This window comes from Pseudomonas fluorescens (genome assembly GCF_902498195.1).
Lineage (GTDB): Bacteria > Pseudomonadota > Gammaproteobacteria > Pseudomonadales > Pseudomonadaceae > Aquipseudomonas > Aquipseudomonas fluorescens_BU.
Map to the genome: position 1 here is coordinate 956,443 of NZ_CABVIY010000002.1, position 21,743 is coordinate 978,185.

The 21,743-nt window shown below is 62.6% G+C and carries 14 protein-coding genes and 1 pseudogene; 5 read left to right on the forward strand and 10 right to left on the reverse strand.

All coding sequences use genetic code 11. The features are described from left to right. The first annotated feature begins 78 nt into the window (after positions 1–78). Together ptrR and F8N66_RS31955 are read left to right on the forward strand one after the other, a co-directional pair. On the forward strand, positions 79–972 hold the full coding sequence (gene ptrR, locus F8N66_RS09990) for a putrescine utilization regulator PtrR (protein WP_150769996.1): 894 nt from the start codon (positions 79–81) through the stop codon (positions 970–972). A gap of 139 nt (positions 973–1,111) precedes the next feature. Next, on the forward strand, positions 1,112–1,240 hold the full coding sequence (locus F8N66_RS31955; protein ID WP_007914492.1) for a PA1414 family protein: 129 nt from the start codon (positions 1,112–1,114) through the stop codon (positions 1,238–1,240). 137 nt (positions 1,241–1,377) lie between these two features. Here F8N66_RS31955 and F8N66_RS09995 read toward each other — a convergent pair whose 3' ends face one another. The 6 genes from F8N66_RS09995 to speB all read right to left on the reverse strand — a co-directional run bounded on the left by F8N66_RS09995 (position 1,378) and on the right by speB (position 6,980). Next, the gene (locus F8N66_RS09995; protein ID WP_150769997.1) at positions 1,378–1,629 is read right to left on the reverse strand and encodes an acyl carrier protein; all 252 of its coding nucleotides are present in this window, start codon (positions 1,627–1,629) and stop codon (positions 1,378–1,380) included. Positions 1,630–1,683: 54 nt separating this feature from the next. Next, positions 1,684–2,409 carry an MBL fold metallo-hydrolase gene (locus tag F8N66_RS10000; RefSeq protein ID WP_150769998.1) on the reverse strand — a complete coding sequence of 242 codons (726 nt, stop codon included), beginning with the start codon at positions 2,407–2,409 and terminating at the stop codon, positions 1,684–1,686. 85 nt (positions 2,410–2,494) lie between these two features. Then, on the reverse strand, positions 2,495–3,874 hold the full coding sequence (locus F8N66_RS10005) for a sodium:solute symporter (protein ID WP_150769999.1): 1,380 nt from the start codon (positions 3,872–3,874) through the stop codon (positions 2,495–2,497). Positions 3,875–4,031: 157 nt separating this feature from the next. Next, entirely contained in the window at positions 4,032–5,543 is a 1,512-nt protein-coding gene (locus F8N66_RS10010; RefSeq protein WP_150770000.1) for a purine-cytosine permease family protein, read from the reverse strand. Positions 5,544–5,597: 54 nt separating this feature from the next. Then, positions 5,598–6,020 carry a YybH family protein gene (locus F8N66_RS10015; protein ID WP_150770001.1) on the reverse strand — a complete coding sequence of 141 codons (423 nt, stop codon included), beginning with the start codon at positions 6,018–6,020 and terminating at the stop codon, positions 5,598–5,600. 9 nt (positions 6,021–6,029) lie between these two features. Further along, complete coding sequence (speB, locus tag F8N66_RS10020; RefSeq protein WP_150770002.1) at positions 6,030–6,980, reverse strand: agmatinase; 951 nt, start codon at positions 6,978–6,980, stop codon at positions 6,030–6,032. 325 nt (positions 6,981–7,305) lie between these two features. On the opposite strand from speB, the gene F8N66_RS10025 reads away from it, so the two are divergent. Further along, complete coding sequence (locus F8N66_RS10025) at positions 7,306–8,199, forward strand: LysR family transcriptional regulator (RefSeq protein ID WP_150770003.1); 894 nt, start codon at positions 7,306–7,308, stop codon at positions 8,197–8,199. A 4-nt stretch (positions 8,200–8,203) separates the two neighbouring features. Next, the gene (locus F8N66_RS10030) at positions 8,204–8,800 is read left to right on the forward strand and encodes a tRNA-uridine aminocarboxypropyltransferase (protein WP_150770004.1); all 597 of its coding nucleotides are present in this window, start codon (positions 8,204–8,206) and stop codon (positions 8,798–8,800) included. A 63-nt stretch (positions 8,801–8,863) separates the two neighbouring features. On the opposite strand, the gene F8N66_RS10035 is transcribed toward F8N66_RS10030, so the two are convergent. From F8N66_RS10035 to F8N66_RS10045, 4 genes and pseudogenes are all read right to left on the reverse strand, one after another. Further along, the gene (locus F8N66_RS10035) at positions 8,864–10,219 is read right to left on the reverse strand and encodes an HlyD family type I secretion periplasmic adaptor subunit (protein ID WP_150770005.1); all 1,356 of its coding nucleotides are present in this window, start codon (positions 10,217–10,219) and stop codon (positions 8,864–8,866) included. Positions 10,220–10,228: 9 nt separating this feature from the next. After that, on the reverse strand, positions 10,229–12,388 hold the full coding sequence (locus tag F8N66_RS10040; protein WP_150770006.1) for a type I secretion system permease/ATPase: 2,160 nt from the start codon (positions 12,386–12,388) through the stop codon (positions 10,229–10,231). Between the two features lie 26 nt (positions 12,389–12,414). Further along, a pseudogene (locus F8N66_RS31690) lies at positions 12,415–12,504 on the reverse strand (outer membrane lipoprotein carrier protein LolA); the annotation flags it as partial. A gap of 19 nt (positions 12,505–12,523) precedes the next feature. Further along, a complete protein-coding gene (locus F8N66_RS10045) occupies positions 12,524–13,882 on the reverse strand; it encodes a TolC family outer membrane protein (RefSeq protein WP_150770007.1) in 1,359 nt (452 codons plus the stop codon). Between the two features lie 595 nt (positions 13,883–14,477). Here F8N66_RS10045 and F8N66_RS10050 point away from each other — a divergent pair. Beyond that, on the forward strand, positions 14,478–21,641 hold the full coding sequence (locus F8N66_RS10050; protein WP_150770008.1) for a retention module-containing protein: 7,164 nt from the start codon (positions 14,478–14,480) through the stop codon (positions 21,639–21,641). Positions 21,642–21,743: the final 102 nt, after the last annotated feature.

The following is a 21,743-nucleotide window of genomic DNA, read 5'->3' on the forward strand; positions in this document are numbered from 1 at the left end:
TGACCGTCAGGCTAGGGGTGATTGACTTTCTTTAAAAATGAATAATAGTGAGAAACTTGTTCTTATTAGGAGAATGTCGTGGAGTTCAGCCAATTGCGGATTTTCCAGGCAGTGGCGCAGGAAGAATCCATCACCCGTGCCGCTGAACGCCTGCACCGGGTGCCGTCCAATCTGTCGACCCGACTCAAGCAGCTGGAAGAGCAGCTCGGCGTCGAGCTGTTCGTTCGTGAGCGTCAGCGTTTGCAATTGTCGCCTGCGGGAAAAGTCCTGATGGACTACACCGCCAAGCTGTTCGCCTTGCATGACGAGGCCCACGCGGCAGTGCAGGGCGGGCAGCCGGCCGGCGACTTCGTGCTTGGCACCATGTACAGCACGGCGGCGATTCATCTGCCCGGGCTGTTGGCGCGTTATCACCGGCGTTACCCGGCAGTGAACCTGCAAGTCCAGGCCGGACCCAGCGGGGAGTTGCTGGAGGGATTGGTCACGGGGCGGCTCGATGCGGCGCTGGTGGATGGCCCGCCGGAACTGGCCGTGCTCGACGGTGTGCTGTTGTGCGAGGAACGGCTGGTGCTGATCAGCGAGGCCGAACATCCGCCGGTACGCAGCGCGCGGGATGTGGAAGGGCGTTCGGTGTTCACCTTTCGCCAGGGCTGCTCCTACCGGATGCGCCTGGAATCCTGGTTTTCTCACGATCACGCCGCCATGGGGCGGGCGATCGAAATCGAGTCCTATCCGGGGATGCTCGCCTGCGTGATTGCCGGCTCCGGTGTGGCGCTGATGTCCGAGTCGATGCTGGCCAGCCTGCCCGGCCGTGAAAGCGTGGCGGTGCATCCGCTGCCGGAACCCTTTGCCAGCGCGACCACCTGGCTGATGTGGCGCAAAGGGATGGTCGGGGCCAACCTGAACGCGTGGATAGAGGAGCAACAGGCGCTCTTTCCGACGGCGCACAGCCCGGCCCGGGCGATTGCATGATTTAATGATGGCAGATTGTGATCGATTCAGTAACAGATCATTGCCACTTTGGGCGAGCATTGCTCATGACTTCGGACTATTATCAGTTCGAAGCGGCTACAGAATTCCGGTCGCTCGGCACTACCCTGAAGGGGGCATCATGAAAGAGAAAATCCAAAACTGGCTGCATGACCTGGGTGTCGCGCTCGGTTTGATCGAACCGCCTCTGCAACCTGTGCCCATTCGTACCGACGACGAACAACGCCGACGCCAGCAGCGTCGCCGTTAACCCGCAAGGGCGCAAAGGATCGCAGCCTGCGGCAGCTCCTGCAGGGAGTCGAGCCGGTGTTGCGATTGCACGTGAACCTGTAGGAGCTGCCGAAGGCTGCGATTCTGGCGGTCTTGAGGCTCCTGCAACCACGGCGGCTAATGCCGCCCGATCTCCATCAAAAACCGACTCAAGTCATTCACCGTCCTGGCCGTCTTGAGCATCCGGTCTTCCTCGGCGGTGAAGGCCGTCAAACCCAGTTCGTCTTCCAGATGGAAGATCAGCTCTTCGATATCCGTTTTATCCAGGCCCAACTGCGCCAGACTGGCGTTGTCGTCGAAGTCATCCTGACCTTCCAGCAAGCGGCTGATGAAGCGATGCACGGTGGCGCGGACGGCGGCTCTTTTCATGGCTGTTCTTCGAGGGCGTTACAGTGTGTGCCCAGAGACTGAGTACAGCAGGCTTCAGCCGTGTGAGCGCTGCCACTCGTCAATCATGTTGCGCAGGTGTTCCCCGGAAAAACTGGCGAAATGCCCGCCATGCACCGTGCGGATCGGCAGCCCCCGCAAGCGCTGGAGGCTGCGGGCGTAATCCTCGAGGTTGGAGTGGTAGGCGTCTTCGATCAGCGGTCCGTCGTAGATGATGTCGCCGCTGAACAGGGTTTGGGTCGCGGCTTCGTACAGGCTGATGCCGCCTGGCGAATGTCCCGGGGTGTGCAGCACCTGCAGTAGGCGATCACCGAGGTCCAGCACATCGCCTTCTTCGATCATGCCCGTGGCCGGTGCGGCCTTGACCCGGTACTCGGCGTAGCACAGCGGGCAATCGGGGTGCGCCTCGAACATGTCATCGCCGACAAAGGCCCGGCTCAGGTCGTTCTCGCCGTCCGGCGCGGCGAGGATCTGCGCCTCGGCCGGGTGCACCAGGCGTTCGGCGAATTCGTGATGCCCGGCAATGTGGTCGAAATGGCAATGGCTGGCCACCGCGACCAGGGGCCGCTCAGTGATCCAGGGCAATTGCTCGCGCAGGCTGACCAGGCCAGAGCCGCTGTCCAGCAGCAGATCCTTGTCGCGGCCCTGAATGTGCCAAAGGTTGCAGCGGTAGAAGGGGCGGATGTACGGCTCGTGGATCAGGCGAACGCCGTCGCTGAGGTGCTTGACCTCGAACCACTGATCGCGGCTGACGATCTTCATAAGCATTTTCCTTCAGGCGAAAAAAAACGAGTGTGGCAACCGACGCCACACTCGTCGAAGAAAAACTCAATCCGTTCTTTTCAGTTTAGATGGCGTTCGCCACCGCGACCGGGCGACGGGACATCAGGCTGACCACCACGAAGCTCACCAGGCCGGCCACCAGGCTGTAGTAGATCGGGGTGTTGGCGTCCAGACCGTCCTTGAACATGAACAGCAAGGCAGTGGCGAAACCCAGCCCCATGCTGGCGATGGCGCCGGCGGTGGTAGCACGTTTCCAGAAGATCGCGCCGATCAGCGGAATCAGCATGCCGCCCACCAGCAGGTTGTACGCCAGGGTCAGGGCGCTGATCACGTCGTTCACCACCAGGGCGATGCCGAGCACCACGATACCGGTCAACATAGTCACCAGGCGGTTCAGGCCCAGGCTCGATTGTTTACCGCCACGCAGTTTCGGCAGCAGGTCTTCGGTCAGTGTGGTGGCGGCTGCGAGCAGGCCGGCGCTGGCGGTGGACATCATGGCGGCCAGGGCGGCAGCGATGACCAGGCCACGGATACCGTCCGGCAGGGACAGTTTCACGATGGCGGCGAACGCGTTGTTGACGTTGTCCAGATCCGGGATCAGCACGTGAGCGGCCATGCCGATGAGGGCGCAGGCCAGGCCGTAAAGAATGCAGTAGACACCGGCGAACGTACCGGCAACCTGAGCCACTTTGGCGGTCTTGACGGTGAACACCCGTTGCCAGATGTCCTGACCGATCAGGATGCCGAAGAAGTAGATCATGAAGTAGGTGATGATGGTGTCCCAACCGATGGTGGTGAAGCTGAAGCTCGCCGCCGGCAGTTTCAACACCAGTTCATCCCAACCGCCCACGCGGTACAGGCAGATTGGCAGCAGGATGAACATCAGGCCAACGGTCTTGATCACGAACTGGACGATGTCGGTCAGGGTCAGCGACCACATGCCGCCGATGGCCGAGTAGATCACCACCACGCCACCGCCGAGCAGTACCGAGACCCAGAACGGCAGGCCGAACAGCACTTGCAACACGGTGCCGATGGCCAGGATCGAGGTCACGCCGATCATCAGCGCGTACGCCAGCATGATCGCCGCGCTCGCGGAGCGGGCCATCGGGTTGTAGCGTTTTTCCAGGACCTGGGTAACGGTGTAGATCTTCAGCTTCAACAGCGGCTTGGCGAGGAACAGGTTCAGCGCCACGATGCCGCAACCCAGCGCGGCGCAGAGCCAGAAACCGGAGATGCCATGCACGTAGCCCAGGCGCACGGTGCCCACGGTGGACGCGCCGCCGAGAACGGTGGCCGCCATGGTGCCCATGTAGAGGGTTGGGCCGAGGTTACGACCGGCGACCAAAAAGTCTTCGTTGGTCTTGGCCTTGCGCATGCCGTAATAGCCGAGTATCAGCATCGCGGCGGCGTAGATGAGTACGACGAATAAATCCAAAGCCATTATGGCGTGTCTCCGATTGTCTTTTTTATGGTGAAACTAAAACGTTTCTGTGGACTGCTTTGTGTGGGAGCGGGCTCGCTCGCGAAAGCGGTTTGCCAGTCACATCGTTGCTGGATGTGCCGCCGCCTTCGCGAGCAAGCCCGCTCCCACAGTTGATTCAGGCGACTTGTCGCATCGCCGGTTTTGCGAGCGAATCCGTGCTCTTGTTGCGTGGATCGTTGGGGCCGAACACCGCCGTCGATTCCGGGAACAGACTCAGCAATACCAGATACACCACCGAGGCCAGGCCCAGGGTCACAGGCAGGCTGATGTCGATACCACCGGCCAGCTCGCCCAACGGTCCGACGAATTGCCCCGGCAGGTTCACGAAGCACAGGCCGACGGCCGCGCTCGGGATCCAGGCACCCAGGCCACGCCAGTTCCAGCCGTGGGTGAACCAGTAGCGGCCACCGGTTTCGCCACGGGTGAACACTTGCAGGTCATCCGGGCAGTAGAAGCCGCGACGAACCAGCAGGCCGATAATCATGATCACCATCCACGGGGTGGTGCAGGTGATGATCAGCACGGCGAAGGTCGACACGCTCTGCACCAGGTTCGCCGCGAAGCGACCGATGAAGATGAAGGCAATCGACATCACACCGATCAGCAGCGTGGCCTTGACCCGCGACAGCACCCGTGGGAACACGCTGGACATGTCCAGCCCGGTGCCATAGAGCGAGGTGGTGCCGGTGGACATGCCGCCGATCACCGCAATCAGGCACACCGGCAGGAAGAACCAGCTCGGCGATACCGCCAGCAAGCCGCCGACGTAGTTGTTGGCCGCGATGTAGTCCGGCGCCTTGATCGCAACGATGGTGGCGGTGGCAAGGCCGAACAGGAACGGGATCAGGGTGGCCAATTGCGCAGCGATGACCGACAGCATGATCCGGCCTTTGGGCGTCTCACGCGGGATGTAGCGCGACCAGTCGCCCAGGAACGCTCCGAAGGAAATCGGGTTGCTCATGGCCACCAGCGCGGCGCCGATAAAGGCTGCCCAGAACCCGGCCTGACCCATGGCCACCGTGCCGGCGTATTGACTGTCAAACGCCGGCGCAAAGGCGAAAATGCCCAGCAGGAACAACAGGCTGGCCGCCCACACCGCGATACGGTTGACCCACAGCATGAAGCGGAAGCCGTAGATGCACACGGTCAGGACCAGCAGCGCGAACAGGCCGTAGGCCAGGCCCAGGGTCAGGTCGGTTTCCGGCAGGTTGACCAGGCGCTTGGCCCCGCCCACCAGCGCATCGCCCGAGCTCCAGACGGAGAGCGAGAAAAACGCGATAGCGGTCAACAGCGACAGAAAAGAGCCGACGATGCGCCCGTGCACGCCGAAGTGCGCACCGGAGGACACCGCGTTGTTGGTGCCGTTGATCGGACCGAACAGGCCCATGGGCGCCAGGATCAATGCACCGAGCACCACGCCCAGCACAATCGCCCAGACGCCCGCCTGGAACGACAGGCCGAACAACACCGGGAAACTGCCAAGCACGGCGGTGGCAAAGGTGTTCGCGCCGCCGAAGATCAAGCGAAACAGGTCGCTGGGCCGGGCGTCGCGTTCATTGTCCGGGATCTGTTCGACCCCGTTTGTTTCGATGCTGCTAAGGCTTTTTTCGTTGTTGTTGTTATTCATGATCTGCTCCGATCATAAAGGCGCGCTCATCGTGTGTGAGCGTCACCTGTTTGGCTAAGGGGTTGGCAGCCCTTCCGGCATGGCGGACAAATGTTCGTGACAGGCCAGCCACTGGCCTTGTTGTTCTTGGCCAGACGCTTGTTTCTTGAAAACAATCGTCTCGCGCTCCTGGCTGAAGTGTTGCTCCCCTTGCATGCGCAGCTCGGTGGCCACGTCATGGATGAAAATCGCCACGTCGCCCTGCAGGCTGACGAAGGCGTTGCTCGAAGTACACGACAGCACTTCGAAGCCATCCTCGGCACGCCAGCTGTCCCACAACGCCTGGTAGGCATCGCGCGACAGCAGCGGCTGTTCGAGGGTGTAGAAGACGAAGCTGGCATCGGCGCTGAACGCGCCGAAGTAGGCTTCGCGATCGTTACGGGCGAAGGCGGATACCAGATCGGCAGCCGCGTTCAAGACCTGATCACGTTCGGTCATGACCCATCCTCAGCGGTGAACCACGCCTGGCAGTACGCAGAGCATTTCGTACAGCAGGTTGGCGGCCAGCAGCGAGGTGTTACCGGTGGTGTCGTAAGCGGGCGAGACTTCTACCAGATCGCAACCGACCAGGTCGAGGCCTTGGCAGCCGCGAACGATTTCGATCGCCTGAATGGTCGTCAGGCCGCCGATTTCCGGGGTGCCGGTGCCAGGGGCCCAGGCCGGGTCGATGCCGTCGATGTCGAAGCTCAGGTACACCGGGCCGCCACCGACTTTCTCGCGCACTTCAGCCATCAGCGGGGCGAGGGATTTGTGCCAGCACTCTTCGGCCTGGACCACACGGAAGCCCTGGTTGCGGCTCCAGTTGAAGTCGTCGGCGGTGTAGCCCTGGGCACGCAGGCCGATCTGGACCACGCGGTCCGGGTCGATCAGACCTTCTTCAACGGCGCGACGGAAGGTGGTGCCGTGGGCGATTTTCTCGCCGAACATGTGATCGTTCACATCGGCGTGGGCGTCGATGTGCACCAGGCCGACCTTGCCGTGCTTCTTGTGGATGGCACGCAGGATCGGCAGGGTGATGGTGTGGTCACCGCCCAGTGTCAGCGGGATCACATCGTGTTCGAGGATGTTGTCGTAGGATTCTTCGATGATCCGTACGGCATCCAGCAGGTTGAAGGTGTTGATCGCCACGTCGCCGATGTCGGCAACCGACAGCGAGTCGAACGGCGCAGCACCGGTGGCCATGTTGTACGGGCGGATCATCACCGATTCGGCGCGGATGTCGCGCGGCCCGAAACGGGTGCCGGGGCGCAGCGAAGTACCGATGTCCAGGGGCACGCCTACGAAGGCAGCGTCCAGGCCGGCAGCGGTAGGAACATGGGGGAGTCGCAGCATGGTGGCGATGCCGCCGAAACGCGGCATTTCGTTGCCGCCCAGTGGTTGGTGAAGAATCTTGTCCACGGGTAGGGCCTCATCGTCGTTGTTTTATTTATGTCGGTTGCGCCGGTCGGGGAGACACAGGCACCGCTGTGGGCTGATTCTGCGAAAGGTAGTGGCCGGGAAGAATCGCTACGGGCAAATACTTAGTTCAGATTTTTCTAAACTAATGGCGATGGTGGCGATAGACTTCACCTTTGACTTACTGGCTGACGGATGACTCTGTAGGAGCTGCCGAAGGCTGCGATCTTTTGATTTTGATCCTATGTGGCCCTGAACGCGTCGAGAATCAAAAGATCGCAGCCTTCGGCAGCTCCTACAGTGCTCGACCTGTGTTTGGAGTGCCCCCATGGCCAACGCTTTACCCGACCTGAAACTATTGCGCATTTTCGTCAGTGTGGTGCGGCATCAGGGATTCGCCAACGCCCAGCAAGAGCTCAACCTCTCGACGTCGGCCATCAGCACCTACATGAGCCAGCTCGAATCAGCGCTCGGCCTGGTGCTGTGCCATCGCGGTCGTGGTGGTTTCAGCCTGACCAGCAAAGGCGAACTGTTCCACCAGGAAACCCTGCGCCTGCTCGGCGAGCTGGAAGGTTTCGAACAATACGCCGCCGCGCTCAAGGGCGAATTGCGCGGCACGCTGAACCTGGGGGTGATCGACTCCACGGTCAGCGACAAGGCCTTACCGTTCGCCGAAGCCATTGGCGCCTACAGCCAGGAACACCCGGCGGTGCATTTGCACCTGTCGGTCATGAGCCCCTACGAACTGCAACTGGGCGTGCAGGACAACCGCCTCGACCTGGCCATCGGCGCGTTTTCCACGCGCATGAGCGGGCTGGTGTACATGCCGCTCTACCGCGAACAGCACTGGTTGTATTGCAGCACGCGGCACCCGCTGTTCAACGAACGGCGCATTCCCGAGCAGGTCATTACCCAGCAACGCATGGTCGGGCGTGGCTACTGGAGCCAAGCCGAACTGGCGCGCCACGGCTTCAAGCACAGCGCCGCGACGGTGGAGAGTATGGAGGCGCAGCTGATCCTGGTGCTGTCCGGTGCCTATATCGGCTATTTGCCTGAACACTACGCTCAGGCCTGGGCCGACAAGGGTGACTTGCGCGTGCTGCTGCCGGCGACTTTCGGGTATCAGGCGCCGTTCTCGATGATCGTGCGCCGGGGCCGCAGCCGCGAGCCGCTGATCCAGACCTTCCGCGATCTGCTCAAAGCGCAGCTCAACCAGGTTTAAGACCATGTCCAGAATCCAGTGCCCGCGCTGCCTGCGCCCGCAAACCCACTGCCTGTGCCCACTGATCCCCAGCCTCGACAGCCGCACCCGGGTCTTGATCCTGCAACACCCCAGCGAAGTGAATCATGCGCTGAACACCGCGCGCCTGGCGGCGCTGGGCTTGAACAATGCCCAGTTGATCGTTGGCGAGGTGTTCGAGGATTTGCCAACGCTGTTGAATCAGCCGGGGTATCAGGCGCGATTGTTGTTTCCCGCCGACGATGCGCAGCCAATGCAGGCTTACAGCGCATCGGATGATCCGTTGTTGCTGGTGGTCCCGGACGGCACCTGGCGCAAGGCGCGCAAGATGCTGCACTTGAACCCGTTGCTGGCGGCGCTGCCCAGGGTGACTTTGGCCGAAGGTGGTGTGTCCCGTTATCGGCTGCGCAAGGCGCCGGGGCCGGGCGCGTTGTCGACGGTGGAGGCGATTGTGCAGGCGTTGCAGGTGCTGGAAGCGCCGGCTTCGTTCGCGTCGTTGTTGAAGCCGTTCGAAGCCTTGATCGAGGGGCAGATAGCGGCGATGGGGGCGGAGGTTTTTCAGCGTAATCATGGGTTGAAATAATCGGCGTTTTTAGGGGCTTGCTCGCGAAAGCGCCAGAACAATCACAGAAAATCCCCACTGCAACTACCTTTCGCGCATCGCCTCGGTCCGCGCTTTCAACACCGGTTTAAGCAAGTAATCCAGCACCGTTTTCTCCCCGGTAATAATGTCCACGGTCGCCACCATCCCCGGGATGATCAGCAGCGGTTTCGCATCCCCGCCCAAATGGTTCTTATCGGTGCGCACCTGAATCAGGTAGAAGCTGTTGCCCTTGTCATCGGTGATGGTGTCCGCGCCAATCAGTTCAAGCTTGGCGCTCAAGCCGCCATAGATCGTGTAGTCGTAGGCACTGAACTTGACCATGGCTTTCTGGCCCGGATGCAGGAATGCCACGTCCTGTGGCCGCACTTTGGCCTCGATCAGCAGGTTGTCTTCGAAGGGCACGATTTCCACCATGTCGCTGCCCGGTTGGACCACGCCGCCAATGGTGTTGACCTTCAACACCTTGATGATGCCCTTGACCGGCGAGGTCACGGTGGTGCGGGTCACGCGGTCGTCGATGGCGATGCTCGACGCTGTGATTTTCGACAGGTCGGTGCGTTTCTCATTCAGTTCCTTGGCCGCTTCCGAACGGAAGGTCTGTTCCGATTCGTCGATCTTGCTCTTGATCTCGGCCATCGCCGATTCCGCCCGGGGTATCGCCAGGGTGGTGGCGTTCAGCGAGCCACGGATTTCCACGGCGCTGCGCTTGAGCCGCAGGATTTCCACCGGCGACACGGCGCCGGTCTTGACCAGTGGCTCGGACATGTTCATTTCCTGGTTGACCAGCGCCAGGCTTGAGCTGTACTGCCCGGCCTTGGAGCGAAACTCCGCCAGCTCCTGGGTTTTTTGCCGCAGTTGTTCGGTCAGCGTGCGTTGCTCGCTGGCCAGTCGCCGTTGCCGTTGTTCGTACAGCGAGCGTTCGTCTTCGGCCACTTGCGGCGCCTTGGCGATCACCTCGTCCGACAGCTTGAAGGGCCGGCCCTCGGCTTCCGCCGACAAGCGTTCGACCTGCGCGGTCAGCGCGTATCGATCGACTTCGCTTTCCCCCTTATTCGACAGGTAGCGCGTGTCATCCAGGCGCAGCAGGGTATCGCCCTTGTTCACCATTTGCCCTTCGCGGACGAAGATCTCGGTGACGATACCGCCCTCAAGGTTCTGGATCACTTGCACCTTGCTCGACGGAATCGCCTTGCCTTCGCCCATGGTCACTTCCTGCAACACGGCGAACTTGGCCCAGACCAGCGCGCTGATCAGCAGCGCCGCCGCCAGCCACACGGTGATCCGCGACCAGCGCGGGGAGTCCTGCAATGAAGCGCCGGCCGTTTCCGGCATGAATTCGACTTCGGCGCTTTTGTTGAAACTGTTGAAGTAGCCACGTGAACCTTGATCCGCAGACATGGGCAACTCCTAGACCGCCGCAGAGCCGACACGGCCCTTGCGCAGTGCGTCAATGACCGCTTCTTTAGGGCCGTCGGCGACGATCCGCCCGTTATCCAGCACCACCAGTCGATCTACCAGGCTGAGCATTGAGGTGCGGTGTGTGACCAGCAACAGGGTCTTGCCCTGCATCCAGCCCTGGAGTTTTTGCCGCAGGACGTCTTCGCTGCTGTTGTCCATGGCGCTGGTGGGTTCGTCCAGCAGCATGATCGGCGGATCGAGCAACAGCGCCCGGGCCAGCAGCACGGCTTGGCGTTGACCGCCGGACAGCAGCTGCCCGCGCTCACCCACGGGCCGGTCGAAGCCTTGCGGATGTTGCCGGGCCAATTCGGTGACACCTGTCAGTTCCGCCACTTCGAGCATGCGCGAATCACTGATATAGCGCGCGCCGAGGGTCAGGTTGTCACGCAGGCTGCCGGCCAGCAGCGGCAGGTCGTGGGCGACGTAACCGATCTGGTGGCGCAGGTCGGCGACATCGAGTTGCCGCAGGTCCAGGCCATCGAGCAGCAACTGGCCTTCCGCCGGTTCGTAGAAGCCCATCACCAGTCGCGCCAGGGTGCTTTTGCCCGAGCCGCTGCGGCCGATGATGCCGATCCGTTCGCCGGGTTTGACGCTGAAGCTGACATTGGCCAGCGCCGGTGCGTTCTGGCCGTTGTAGTGGAACGTCACGCCGACTACGTCCAGTGCCCCTTGCAGCTGTGTGCGTTCCAGCGGCCGTTGCGAAGCATCGCGCTCCTGGGGCAGCGACATCAGCGCGTCGGTGCTTTTCATGGTCAGTTGCGCTTGCTGGTAGCGGGTGATCAGCCCGGCGATCTGCCCCAGCGGCGCCAGCACCCGGCTGCCGAGCATGTAGGTTGCCACCAGCGCGCCGACGCTCAGGTTGCCGGCGATGATGCTGTAGACCCCGGCGACGATGGTCGCCATGCCGGAGAACTGCTGGATGAACAGCGTGCCGTTGGTGGCCAGCGCCGCCAGGTTGCGCGCGTGGCTGTCGAGGCGGGTGAGGGCGCCGTGGGTGCTTTCCCATTTGTGCTGGCGCTCGCTTTCGGCGCTGCAGGCCTTGAGGGTTTCCAGGCCGCCGAGGGTTTCAATGAGCAGGGCCTGGCGTTCGGCGCCCAGGGTCAGGCTTTTTTGCACGGTGTCGCGCAGCCGCGCCTGAATCACCATGGCGAAAATGATCGTGATCGGGAAGGCCAGGACCGGAATCACCACCAGCCAGCCGCCGAGCAGGCCAATCACCAGCAGCATCAGCAGGGCAAAGGGCAGGTCGATGAGGCTGGTGAGTGTCACGGCGGTGAGAAATTCCCGCAGGCCCTGGAAGTCATGAATGCTCTGGGCGAAACCGCCGATGGTCGCCGGTCGCGCTTTCATCGCCATGCCGGTGATGCGCTCGAACAGCGTCGCGGACAGGATCACGTCGGTTTTCTTGCCGGCGGTGTCCAGCAAATGCGCGCGCACCACGCGCAGCACCAGTTCGAACCCGGTGCCGATCAGCAAGCCGATGGACAACACCCACAGCGTCGAGGTGGCCTGGTTCGGCACCACGCGGTCGTAGGTCTGCATCACGAACAGCGGCACCATCAGGCCCAGCAGGTTGATCAGGAAACTCGCCAGGATCGCATCGCTGTACAGCCACTTCGACAGCTTCAGGGTGTCGCGAAACCAGGCTTGCACCCGGGGCACCAGGGGCGAGCGCAGGTCTTCAAGTTCGTGTCGTGGCCGGGCGAACAGGGCCTGGCCCGCGTAATGTTCTTCCAGCGCTTGCGGGCTGATCCATTGTTCGCCGCCCTCGGCTTCGCTGGGCAGGATCAGCACCCGGCCATCCTCGCCGATGCGGCGCAACACGGCGGTGCGGCCATTGTTCAGCAGCAGCAGGACCGGCAGGTTGAGCGGGGAAATGTCCTTGAGGTCGCGGCGCAGCAGGCGCGCCTGCAAACCGGCCCGGGCCGCTGCGCGGGGCAGCAGGTCCAGGCTCAGGCGTTGGTGTGCCATTGGCAGCCCGGCACTGAGGCTGGCGCGGCTGACCGTCGCGCCATGGAGTTTGCAGAGGATCAACAGACCATCGAGAAGCGGGTCATCGAAGCTCAGGCGCGGATCGACACCGGTGTTGCCGGGTTCCATGCTGGTCACATTGATCGCTCCCGTAATTGCACGACTACTGTAGGAGCGAGCAAGCTCGCGATGAACCTGAGGGCGCCGCGGGGTGTCAGGCTTCCCGCGTCATCGTTAACGATCATCGCGAGCATGCTCGCTCCTACAGGGACCTTATTTGAGTTCAGGCAGACGAGCTTCACTTTTGACTTCGGTCTGGGCGATCGCATCGACGGGCAGCACGACCCGCTGTTTGCTCAACAACTGCCCCATGTTCGCCAGTACACGGTACATCGAAAATTCCTCGGTGTAGCGTACTTCGGTGTAGCGGCGGTTGGCGTTGTAGAGTTCGTTTTCACTGTCGAGCAGGTCGAGCAGGGTACGCTGGCCGAGGCCGAACTGATCCTGGTAGGCCATGCGCACGCGTTTGCTGGTGTCGGCGTATTCACGGGCGGTCGGGGTTTGTTTCTTGGCGTTGACCATGGCGTTCCAGGCCAGGTGAATGTTCTCGTTGAGCTGGCGCAGGGCGTTGTTGCGGATGTCCATGGCCTGATTGATCTTGTGGGCGTCGGACTGCAGCCGCGCCTTGTCGCTGCCACCGCGGAACAGGTTGTAGTTCATCACCACGCCGACCCGCCATTCGTTGTCGTGGCCTTCTTCGCCGGCGATGTTGTTGTTCGCGCCCACCGCCGCTTCGGCGTCGAAGCGCGGGTAGAACGGCGACTTGGCGACTTCGTACTGGCTCTCGGCCGATTGCACGTCCGCCTGGGCGGATTTCAGGTAGGGGTTGTTTTCCACCATGCTCTGCTGGGCTTCCTGCAGGCTGGCCGGCAGTTCGCCACGGGTCGAAGGCGGTGCTTCAAGCTCATCGGGCAGGCGCCCGACGACGGCGTAGAAGTTCGATTCGGCGTCGGCCAGGTCGACTTCGGCGGTGTCGAGGTTGTTCTCCGCCAGCGCCCGACGAGCGGTGGACTGGTCGGCGTCGGCGTTGCTGCCGACACCGCGCTCGGTGCGCAGGCCGATCTGGTCGTTGACCCGCAAGTGCGCTTGCAGGTTGTTCTTGGCCAGGGTCACCAGTTCACGGCGCTTGAGCACTTCGAGGTAGACCTCGATGGTGCGCAAGGCCAGGTCCTGGGCGGTGCCCTGGGCGTAATAGGCCCGGGAGTTGACCACGCCCTTGGTGCGCTCGACCTCGTTGGCGGTGTTGAAACCGTCGAACAGCATCTGGCGCAGGCGCAGTTCCGATTGGGTGTAGTTGAGGATTTCCGTGTGGTGATTGCCGAACGCCCGGGTGTTGGTGTTATCGCTGTAACCGCGACCGTAGGCGGCATTCAAATCGACGGACGGATAAAAGCCCCCCTTGGCGACCTTCACGTCCTCATCAGCCGACAGACGGCTGTCTACCCGCGACGCCAGCTCCGGGTGGGTCGCGATGGTGCTCTGGATCGCTTCGGTCAATGACATGGCATTTGCCTGGGAAGTGCAGGCCATGGCCAGTAAAACTGCGGAGCAGAGGGGGGTTAAAAGGCGCATGGGTGCATCTCCCTGATTCCTGATGGCGCTTATCAGTCGCCAATTATTTGACGACATTTATGGGTAAACCGTTTCATGCTTTTAACAACAGAGCTAAGAACATTCTGGAGACAACCTAAGAAGTATTTCTCATAAGCTTTATGCCGAAAAAAACTTATGCGCTCTGCAAAATCCAGCACATTGTTCAATGGCGAAGCCCTGGATTTACGAGCTTTAGGGCGCTCATCGGGGCTTGAGAAAAAGTTCCAATCCAATTATCGACATAGAGCGGAGAAGTGCTGGAGGGGAGGGACGCGGGGCGGACTGGGGTGACGGTTTTTTGTCACACGAGTGATTCAGGACCGTTACGCATCGCTTGCAGGGCAAGTTGTCGCGGAAGTAGGGCCCGATGCCATTGATTGCAAAGGGTTTGCACCCGTCCGTAGGCGACGCCCTTGAGCAATACGCTGGGCGAGATGTCGCCGGGGCAGCGGCTTACTTACGTAACGCCGCTGGTCGGTAGACGATCCGCCGGGCCACCTGCCTGGGTCATCCACACGCATGTTCTCCGTAACAAAAAAGGTGCCGACGGTGGTTGGCAGCGGAGGAGATGCACATGGCTACGCTCATCGGTATCGTCAGTAAGGTCATCGGTCAGGTGTTCGCAGTGGCGAGCGACGGCACGCGTCGCGTGCTGATCGAGGGCGACCGATTGTTCGCCGGTGATCAACTCAATACCGGTGCCGAAGGCGCGGTGGCCGTGCATCTGCAAAACGGCCAGGAGCTGACCCTGGGACGGGGCAGCAGCCTGCAAATGAACGCTCAGCTGCTGGCGCATCAATCGCCCCACGTGAACACGGCCGAGGCGGTGACGCCGAGCCAGGCGCAATTGAGCGATGTCGAGCAACTGCAAAAAGCCATTGCCGCCGGTGACGACCCGACGCAGAGCGCTGAAGCCACGGCGGCCGGGCCAGGTTCGACCGGGCCTGCCGGTGGCGCCCTGGGCGGCGGCCACAGTTTTGTCTTGCTTGAAGAAGTGGGCGGGCGGGTCGATCCGAAAATCGGCTTCCCCACCGCCGGTTTCAATGGCATCCCCGAGCTGCCCGAAGAACGCCTGGCCGGTGACCCGGACAATGGCATCGCGGCGGTCGATGCGCCGGTATCGCCAGTGGCGCCCGTGGTGCCCGATACACCGAATGATTCGAACAATCCGGTCACCCTCGACGGCCTGTCGGTGTCGGGGGGCGAGCTGACCCTCAACGAAGCCAACCTCGCCGATGGCTCGGCGCGCAATCCTGCCGCGCTGACCCAGAACGGCACCTTCACCGTCACGGCGCCCGATGGGCTGACCAGCCTGAGCATTGGCGGGATCAATATCGTCAGCGGCGGTGTCGCGGTGGGCTTCCCGCAGTCGATCACCACCCCGTTGGGCAGCACCCTGACCATCACCGGGTACAACCCGGCGACCGGCGTGGTCAGCTACAGCTACACCCTCAACGGCAGCGAATCCCATTCGACCGGTGACGGCACCTCCCTCAGCGAGCACTTCACTGTCGTGGCGGGCGACAGCAACGGCGACACCGCCACCGGGTCCCTGGACATCACCATCATCGACGACGCGCCCAAGGCGATCGACGACAGCAACAGCGGCACGGCGTCGGAAAACCAGCTGACCCTCAACGGCAACGTGCTGAGCAACGACATACAGGGCGCGGACCGTGTGCCGGTCGGTGAAAACGCCGGCCCGATCACCCCCGGTACTTTTGTCGGCAAGTACGGCACCCTGGTGCTGAACGCCAATGGCACTTACACCTACACCCTGAACGTCAGCGATGCCGACTACAAAGCCCTGCACGGTGGCGCCGCCGGCACCGAGACCTTCACGTACACGCTCACCGACGCCGACGGCGACACCAGCACCGCCAACCTGGTGCTGAACATCCGCAACGACAACGATGGGGTGACCCTCAACGGCCTCGACGTGAAGGGCGGTGAGCTGACGGTCTACGAGAAAAACCTCAGCGACGGCACCAGCCCCGACACACCGGCGCTGACCCAGCACGGCACCTTCACCGTCAGTGCGCCGGATGGCCTGCAAACCCTGACCGTGGGCGGCATCTCCGTGGTCAGCGGCGGCGTGGCGGCCGGGTTCCCGCAATCGATCACGACGCCATTGGGCAGTACGCTGACCATCACGGGCTACAACCCGGCGACCGGCGTGGTCAGCTACAGCTACACCCTGGTGGATAACGAAACCCACCCGAACGCCAACGGTGCCAACAGCCTCACCGAGAATTTCAACGTCGTTGCCACCGACACCGATGGCAGCACCGCCTCCGGGCAGATCAACGTCAACATCGTCGACGACCTGCCGACCGCCCATGCCGACGACCCTTCAGTGAGAGAGGGCGGCACGATCCGCGGCAACGTGCTGGACAATGACATCGGCGGTGCCGACGGGCTGGACCCCAAGGGCGCGGTGGTGGGCGTGCGCGCCGGTTCGGACACCTCGACCTCGGCGATCGGCGGCCTGAACGAGCAGATCATCGGCAAATACGGCTACCTGACCCTCGCTGCCAACGGCGACGCGGTCTACCACAGCAACCCGAATGCGGTGAACGGCTCGGGGGCGGTGGACGTGTTCACTTACACAATCCGCGATGCCGACGGTGACGAGAGCACCACCACCATCACCGTCGGCGTCTACGACAGCTGCCTCATAGCGGCCAGCGACCGCGACGTCACCGTGTACGAAAAAGCCCTGGACCTGACCAGGGACGGCCAGGACCTGGCCCCCGGCACGGTCGTCGGCAGCCAGCCGGGCAGCACCGGCGAAACCGCCAGCGGCTCTCTGGTCGGCTCGGTGACCGGCGGCGTGGGCGCAATCACCTACGCCCTGGTTGGCAGCGCCACCGGCCACTATGGGCAGATCGTGCTCAATCCCGACGGCAGCTACACCTACACCCTGACCTCGTCGGCCAGCACCACGCCCCAAGCCAACGATGGCGCCAACAAGGTGAGTGAAAGTTTCACGTATCAGGCCACCGACTCTCAGGGCAACACCGTCACCAGCACCATCGTGGTCAACGTCGTCGATGACGTACCGCAAGCCAAGGCTGACGACCCTTCAGTGACGGTAGGCGGCACGATTCGCGGCAACGTGCTGGACAATGACATCGGCGGCGCCGATGGGCTGGCCGCCGGCGGCGGGGTGGTGGGCGTGCGCGCCGGTGCGGACACCTCGACCTCGGCGATCGGCGGCCTGAACCAGCAGATCGTCGGCAAGTACGGCTACCTGACCCTCGCCGCCAACGGCGACGCGGTCTACCACAGCAACCCGAATGCGGTGAACGGCCCGGGGGCGGTGGACGTGTTCACTTACACAATCCGCGATGCCGACGGCGACGAGAGCACCACCACCATCACCATCGGCGTCAACGACAGCTGCATCACAGCGGTCAGCGACCATGACGTCACCGTGTACGAAAAAGCCCTGGACCTGAGCAAGGACGGCCAGGACCTGGCCGCCGGTACCGTCGTCGGCAGCCAGCCAGGCAGCACCGGCGAAACCGCGAGCGGCAGCCTGGTCGGCTCGGTGACCGGCGCCGTGGGCGCGATCACCTATGCCCTGGTCGGCAGCGCCAACGGAGCCTACGGGCAAATTCACCTCAACCCGAACGGCACCTACACCTACACCCTGACCTCTCCGCCGAGCACCACGCCCCACGCCAATGACGGCGCCAACGTCATGCATGAAAACTTCACCTACCAGGCCACCGATTCCCTGGGCAACGTGGTTACCAGCACCATCGTGGTCAACATCGTCGATGACGTGCCGAAGGCGATGAACGACAGCAACCCCAAAACGGCCTCGGAGTCGTTACTGACCCTCAACGGCAACGTGCTGGCCAACGATGTGCAAGGCGCCGATGCCGTGGCGACCGGCCCCAACAGCGGGCCGATCACTCCCGGCACCTTCGTCGGGACCTACGGCACCCTGCAATTGAATGCCAACGGCACCTACACCTACACCCTGAACCCCGCCGATGCCGATTTCAAAGCCTTGCAAGGCCGTGGCAACGGCACCGAGACCTTCACCTACACCCTCACCGACGCCGATGGCGACACCAGCAACGCCCAGCTGGTGCTGAACGTCCATAACAACAATGACCCGGTCATCATCAAAGGCCTGGATATCGATTGCGGCGAGCTGACGGTCTACGAAAAGAACCTCAGCGACGGCTCCCACCCCAACACGCCCGCACTGACCCAGAGCGGCACTTTCACAGTCACCGCCCTGGATGGCCTGCAAACCCTGACCGTGGGCGGGATTGCCCTGGTCAGCGGCGGGGTCGCGGCCGGGATTCCGCAATCGATCGTCACGCACCTGGGCAATACCCTGACCATCACCGGCTACAACCCGGTGACCGGCGTCGTCAGCTACAGCTACACCCTGGTGGATAACGAAACCCACGAGAGCGGCAAGGGCGCCAACACCCTCACCGAGGACCTCAACGTGGTCGCCGTCGACACCGATGGCAGCCGGGCGACCGGGCAGATCAACGTCAACATTGTCGATGACCTGCCCACCGCCAGAGCCGACACCCCTTCAGTGGTCGAAGGCGGCACGATCAGCGGCAACGTACTGGACAATGACATCGGCGGTGCCGACGGGATAGCAGCGGTCATCGGTGTACGCGCTGGCGGCAATCCGTCGAAGGCGGTGGTGGGCGGGCTCAATACGCAGATCATCGGCAAGTACGGTTACCTGACCCTGGACGCCGATGGCAGCGCGGTCTATCACAGCAACCCGGACTCGGTCGGCAAGGAGGGGGCGACCGATGTCTTCACCTATACCGTGCGCGATGCCGATGGCGACCAAAGCACCACCACCATCACCATCGATGTCTGCAACGCCCAGATCAAGGCCATCCCCGACACCGACGTGACGGTCTACGAAAAAGCCCTGGACCTGAGCAAGGACGGCCAGGACCTGGCGGCCGGCACTGTCACCGGCAGCGATCCGGGCAACACCGGGGAAACCGCCAGTGGCACGCTGGTGGGCTCGGTCACCGGCGCGTCGGGCGCGATCAACTACACCCTGGTCGGCAGCGCCACCGGCACCTACGGGCAACTGCTGCTCAATGCCAACGGCACCTACACCTACACCCTGACCTCGGCGCCGAAAACCTCGCCGGGCGCCAACGATGGCCCGAACACCCTGAGCGACACCTTCACCTACAAGGCCACCGATGCCCAGGGCACCAGCACCACCAGCACCATCGTGGTCAACATCGTCGATGACGTGCCCAGGGCCGTGGCGACGGAACACACGATCATCGCGGCCGGCACCGACACCAACCTGCTGCTGGTGATCGATGTGTCCGCCAGCATGAACGAGCTCTCCGGGGTAGGGCGTCTTTCGCGGCTTGAGTGGGCCAAACAGGCGATCAGTACCTTGCTCGACAAATACGACGACCTGGGTGACGTGAAGGTACAGATCGTTACCTTCGGCAGCCACGCGAATGACCCGACCTCACTGTGGGTGGACGTGGCGACCGCCAAGTCGATCATCGCCGGTTTGAAGGCCAGCGGCGGTACCGACTACGACGAAGCAGTGAAGGTGGCCAAAGACGCCTTCGACAATGACGGCAAACTGACGGGCGCACAGAACGTCGGCTACTTCTTCTCCGACGGCAAACCCAACGAAGGCTCGATCGGGACCCGGGATGAGGCGGACTGGAAAGAGTTTCTCACCGACAATCACATCAAGAACTACGCGATCGGCCTGGGCAAAGGCGTCGACAATGACGCCCTCGATCCACTGGCGTACGACGGCAATGGCGCGGGCACCAATACCAACGCGGTGATCGTCACCGAGCTTGGCCAGCTCAACGCAGTACTCTCGGGCACGGTGGTCGGCGCAGCCTTGACCGGTTCGCTGCTGGGCGAGGGCGGTTCATTCGGGGCCGATGGCGGCTTCATCAAAACCATCACCATCGATGGCACCACCTACACCTACGATCCCCGGGGCAACAGCAACGACGGCGCGCTGACCGCCAGCGGCGGTCCCAACCACGGCACCTTCAACACGCTCAACAACACCTTGAGCATCGCCACCGGCAACAACGGCACCCTGGTGGTGAACCTCGACACCGGCGAATACAGCTACGTTTCGCAGAAAACCACCTCGGTGGCGCTCACCGAAAACATCGCTTTCACCGTCAGTGACCACGACGGCGATCTCGCCAACTCGAGCCTGGTGGTCAAGGTCACTCCCAATGCGCCCCCTCTACCCGTGGCCGGCGATGATCACATCATCACCAACATCCTCTCGGCCAAGGTCACCGTGCCCGGCGACGTGCTGGTGGCCAACGACGTCAACCCCGATGGCAGTCCGCTCAGCGCGACGCCGACCACCTTCAATACCGGCTGGGCCGGCAAAGGCTCGGACCTCACCGGCAGCGGCGCGATCAGCTTCACCGGCATCGGGTCCAAGGAGTCGAACCAGATCCTCAATGACGTGCGCAGTTCGTTCGCCGGCAATGCCGCGACCATGACGGCGCTGTTGGTGATCAGTGGCTACCTGGGGCCGGTCACCGCGGCCAACATCAATGACGAGGACCGCATCACCGTCAACCTCAAGCAGGGCGAAACCCTCAACCTGGACCACAACCTGGCTGACGGCCATATCACGATGCAGTACTCCACCAATGGCGTTGACTGGACGACCCTCGGTGCTGATCCCATCATCGCGGCGTCGGACGCTGCGTACCAGATCCAGATCTCCAACGTGAAAAACCCCGGTGAAATCGGCGCCGGCGGTTCGGAAAAATACGAACTGACCCTCAAGCTCGATTATTCCGCTGCCCACGACCTGACGCCGGACTACCACGGCACCTACACCACCAACGACGGCCATGGCGGCAGCGCCAGCGGCAACGTGTCCATCAGCTATCAGGATGGCCACACCCTCACCGGGACCGGCGGCGACGACACGCTGCTGGCGGGCAGCGGCGACAACCTGCTGCAGGGCGGTGACGGCAACGACATTCTCAGCGCCGGCGATGGCAACAACGAACTGCACGGTGATGGTGGCAACGACTTGCTGTTCAGCGGCACGGGCAATGACCTGCTCGACGGCGGCACCGGCAACGATACCGTCAGCTATGCCCACGCCATGGCGGGTGTGACGGTCAACCTGGGTGAGACCGGGGCGCAGAATACGTTCGGTGCCGGCACCGACACCCTGACCGCCATCGAAAACCTCGTCGGTTCCAGTTTCAACGACAAGCTGACCGGGGACGACAACAGCAACGTCATCACCGGCGGCCTGGGCAACGACGTGCTCAACGGCGAGGGCGGCGACGATTTCCTGATTGGCGGGTTGGGCAACAACACCCTGACTGGCGGCAGCGGCGCCGACACCTTCCAGTGGCTCAAGGGCAATAGCGGCCATGACGTGATCACCGACTTCACGCCGGGCACCGACAAGCTCGACCTGTCGCAACTGCTGCAAGGGGAGAACAGCACCGCGGCGTCGCTGGATGACTACCTGCACTTCAAGGTCATCGGCAGCGGCGAGTCCCTGGTCACCAGCATCGACGTCAGCGCCCTGGCCGGGGCGGCACCGAACCAGACCATCGACCTGGCCGGCATCAACCTGGCCAGCCATTACGGCGTCACGCCAGGGGCGGGCGGGGTGGTGTCCGGTGCGGACTCGGCCACCATCATCAACGGCATGCTCAACGATCATTCGTTGAAGGTGGACACCGTGTGACCTGAAGGGCTGGTTCACGCAAATCCCCTGTAGGAGCGAGCCTGCTCGCGATAGCGGTTTCACCTTCAACAAGGCTGTTGACTGAACCATCGCTATCGCGAG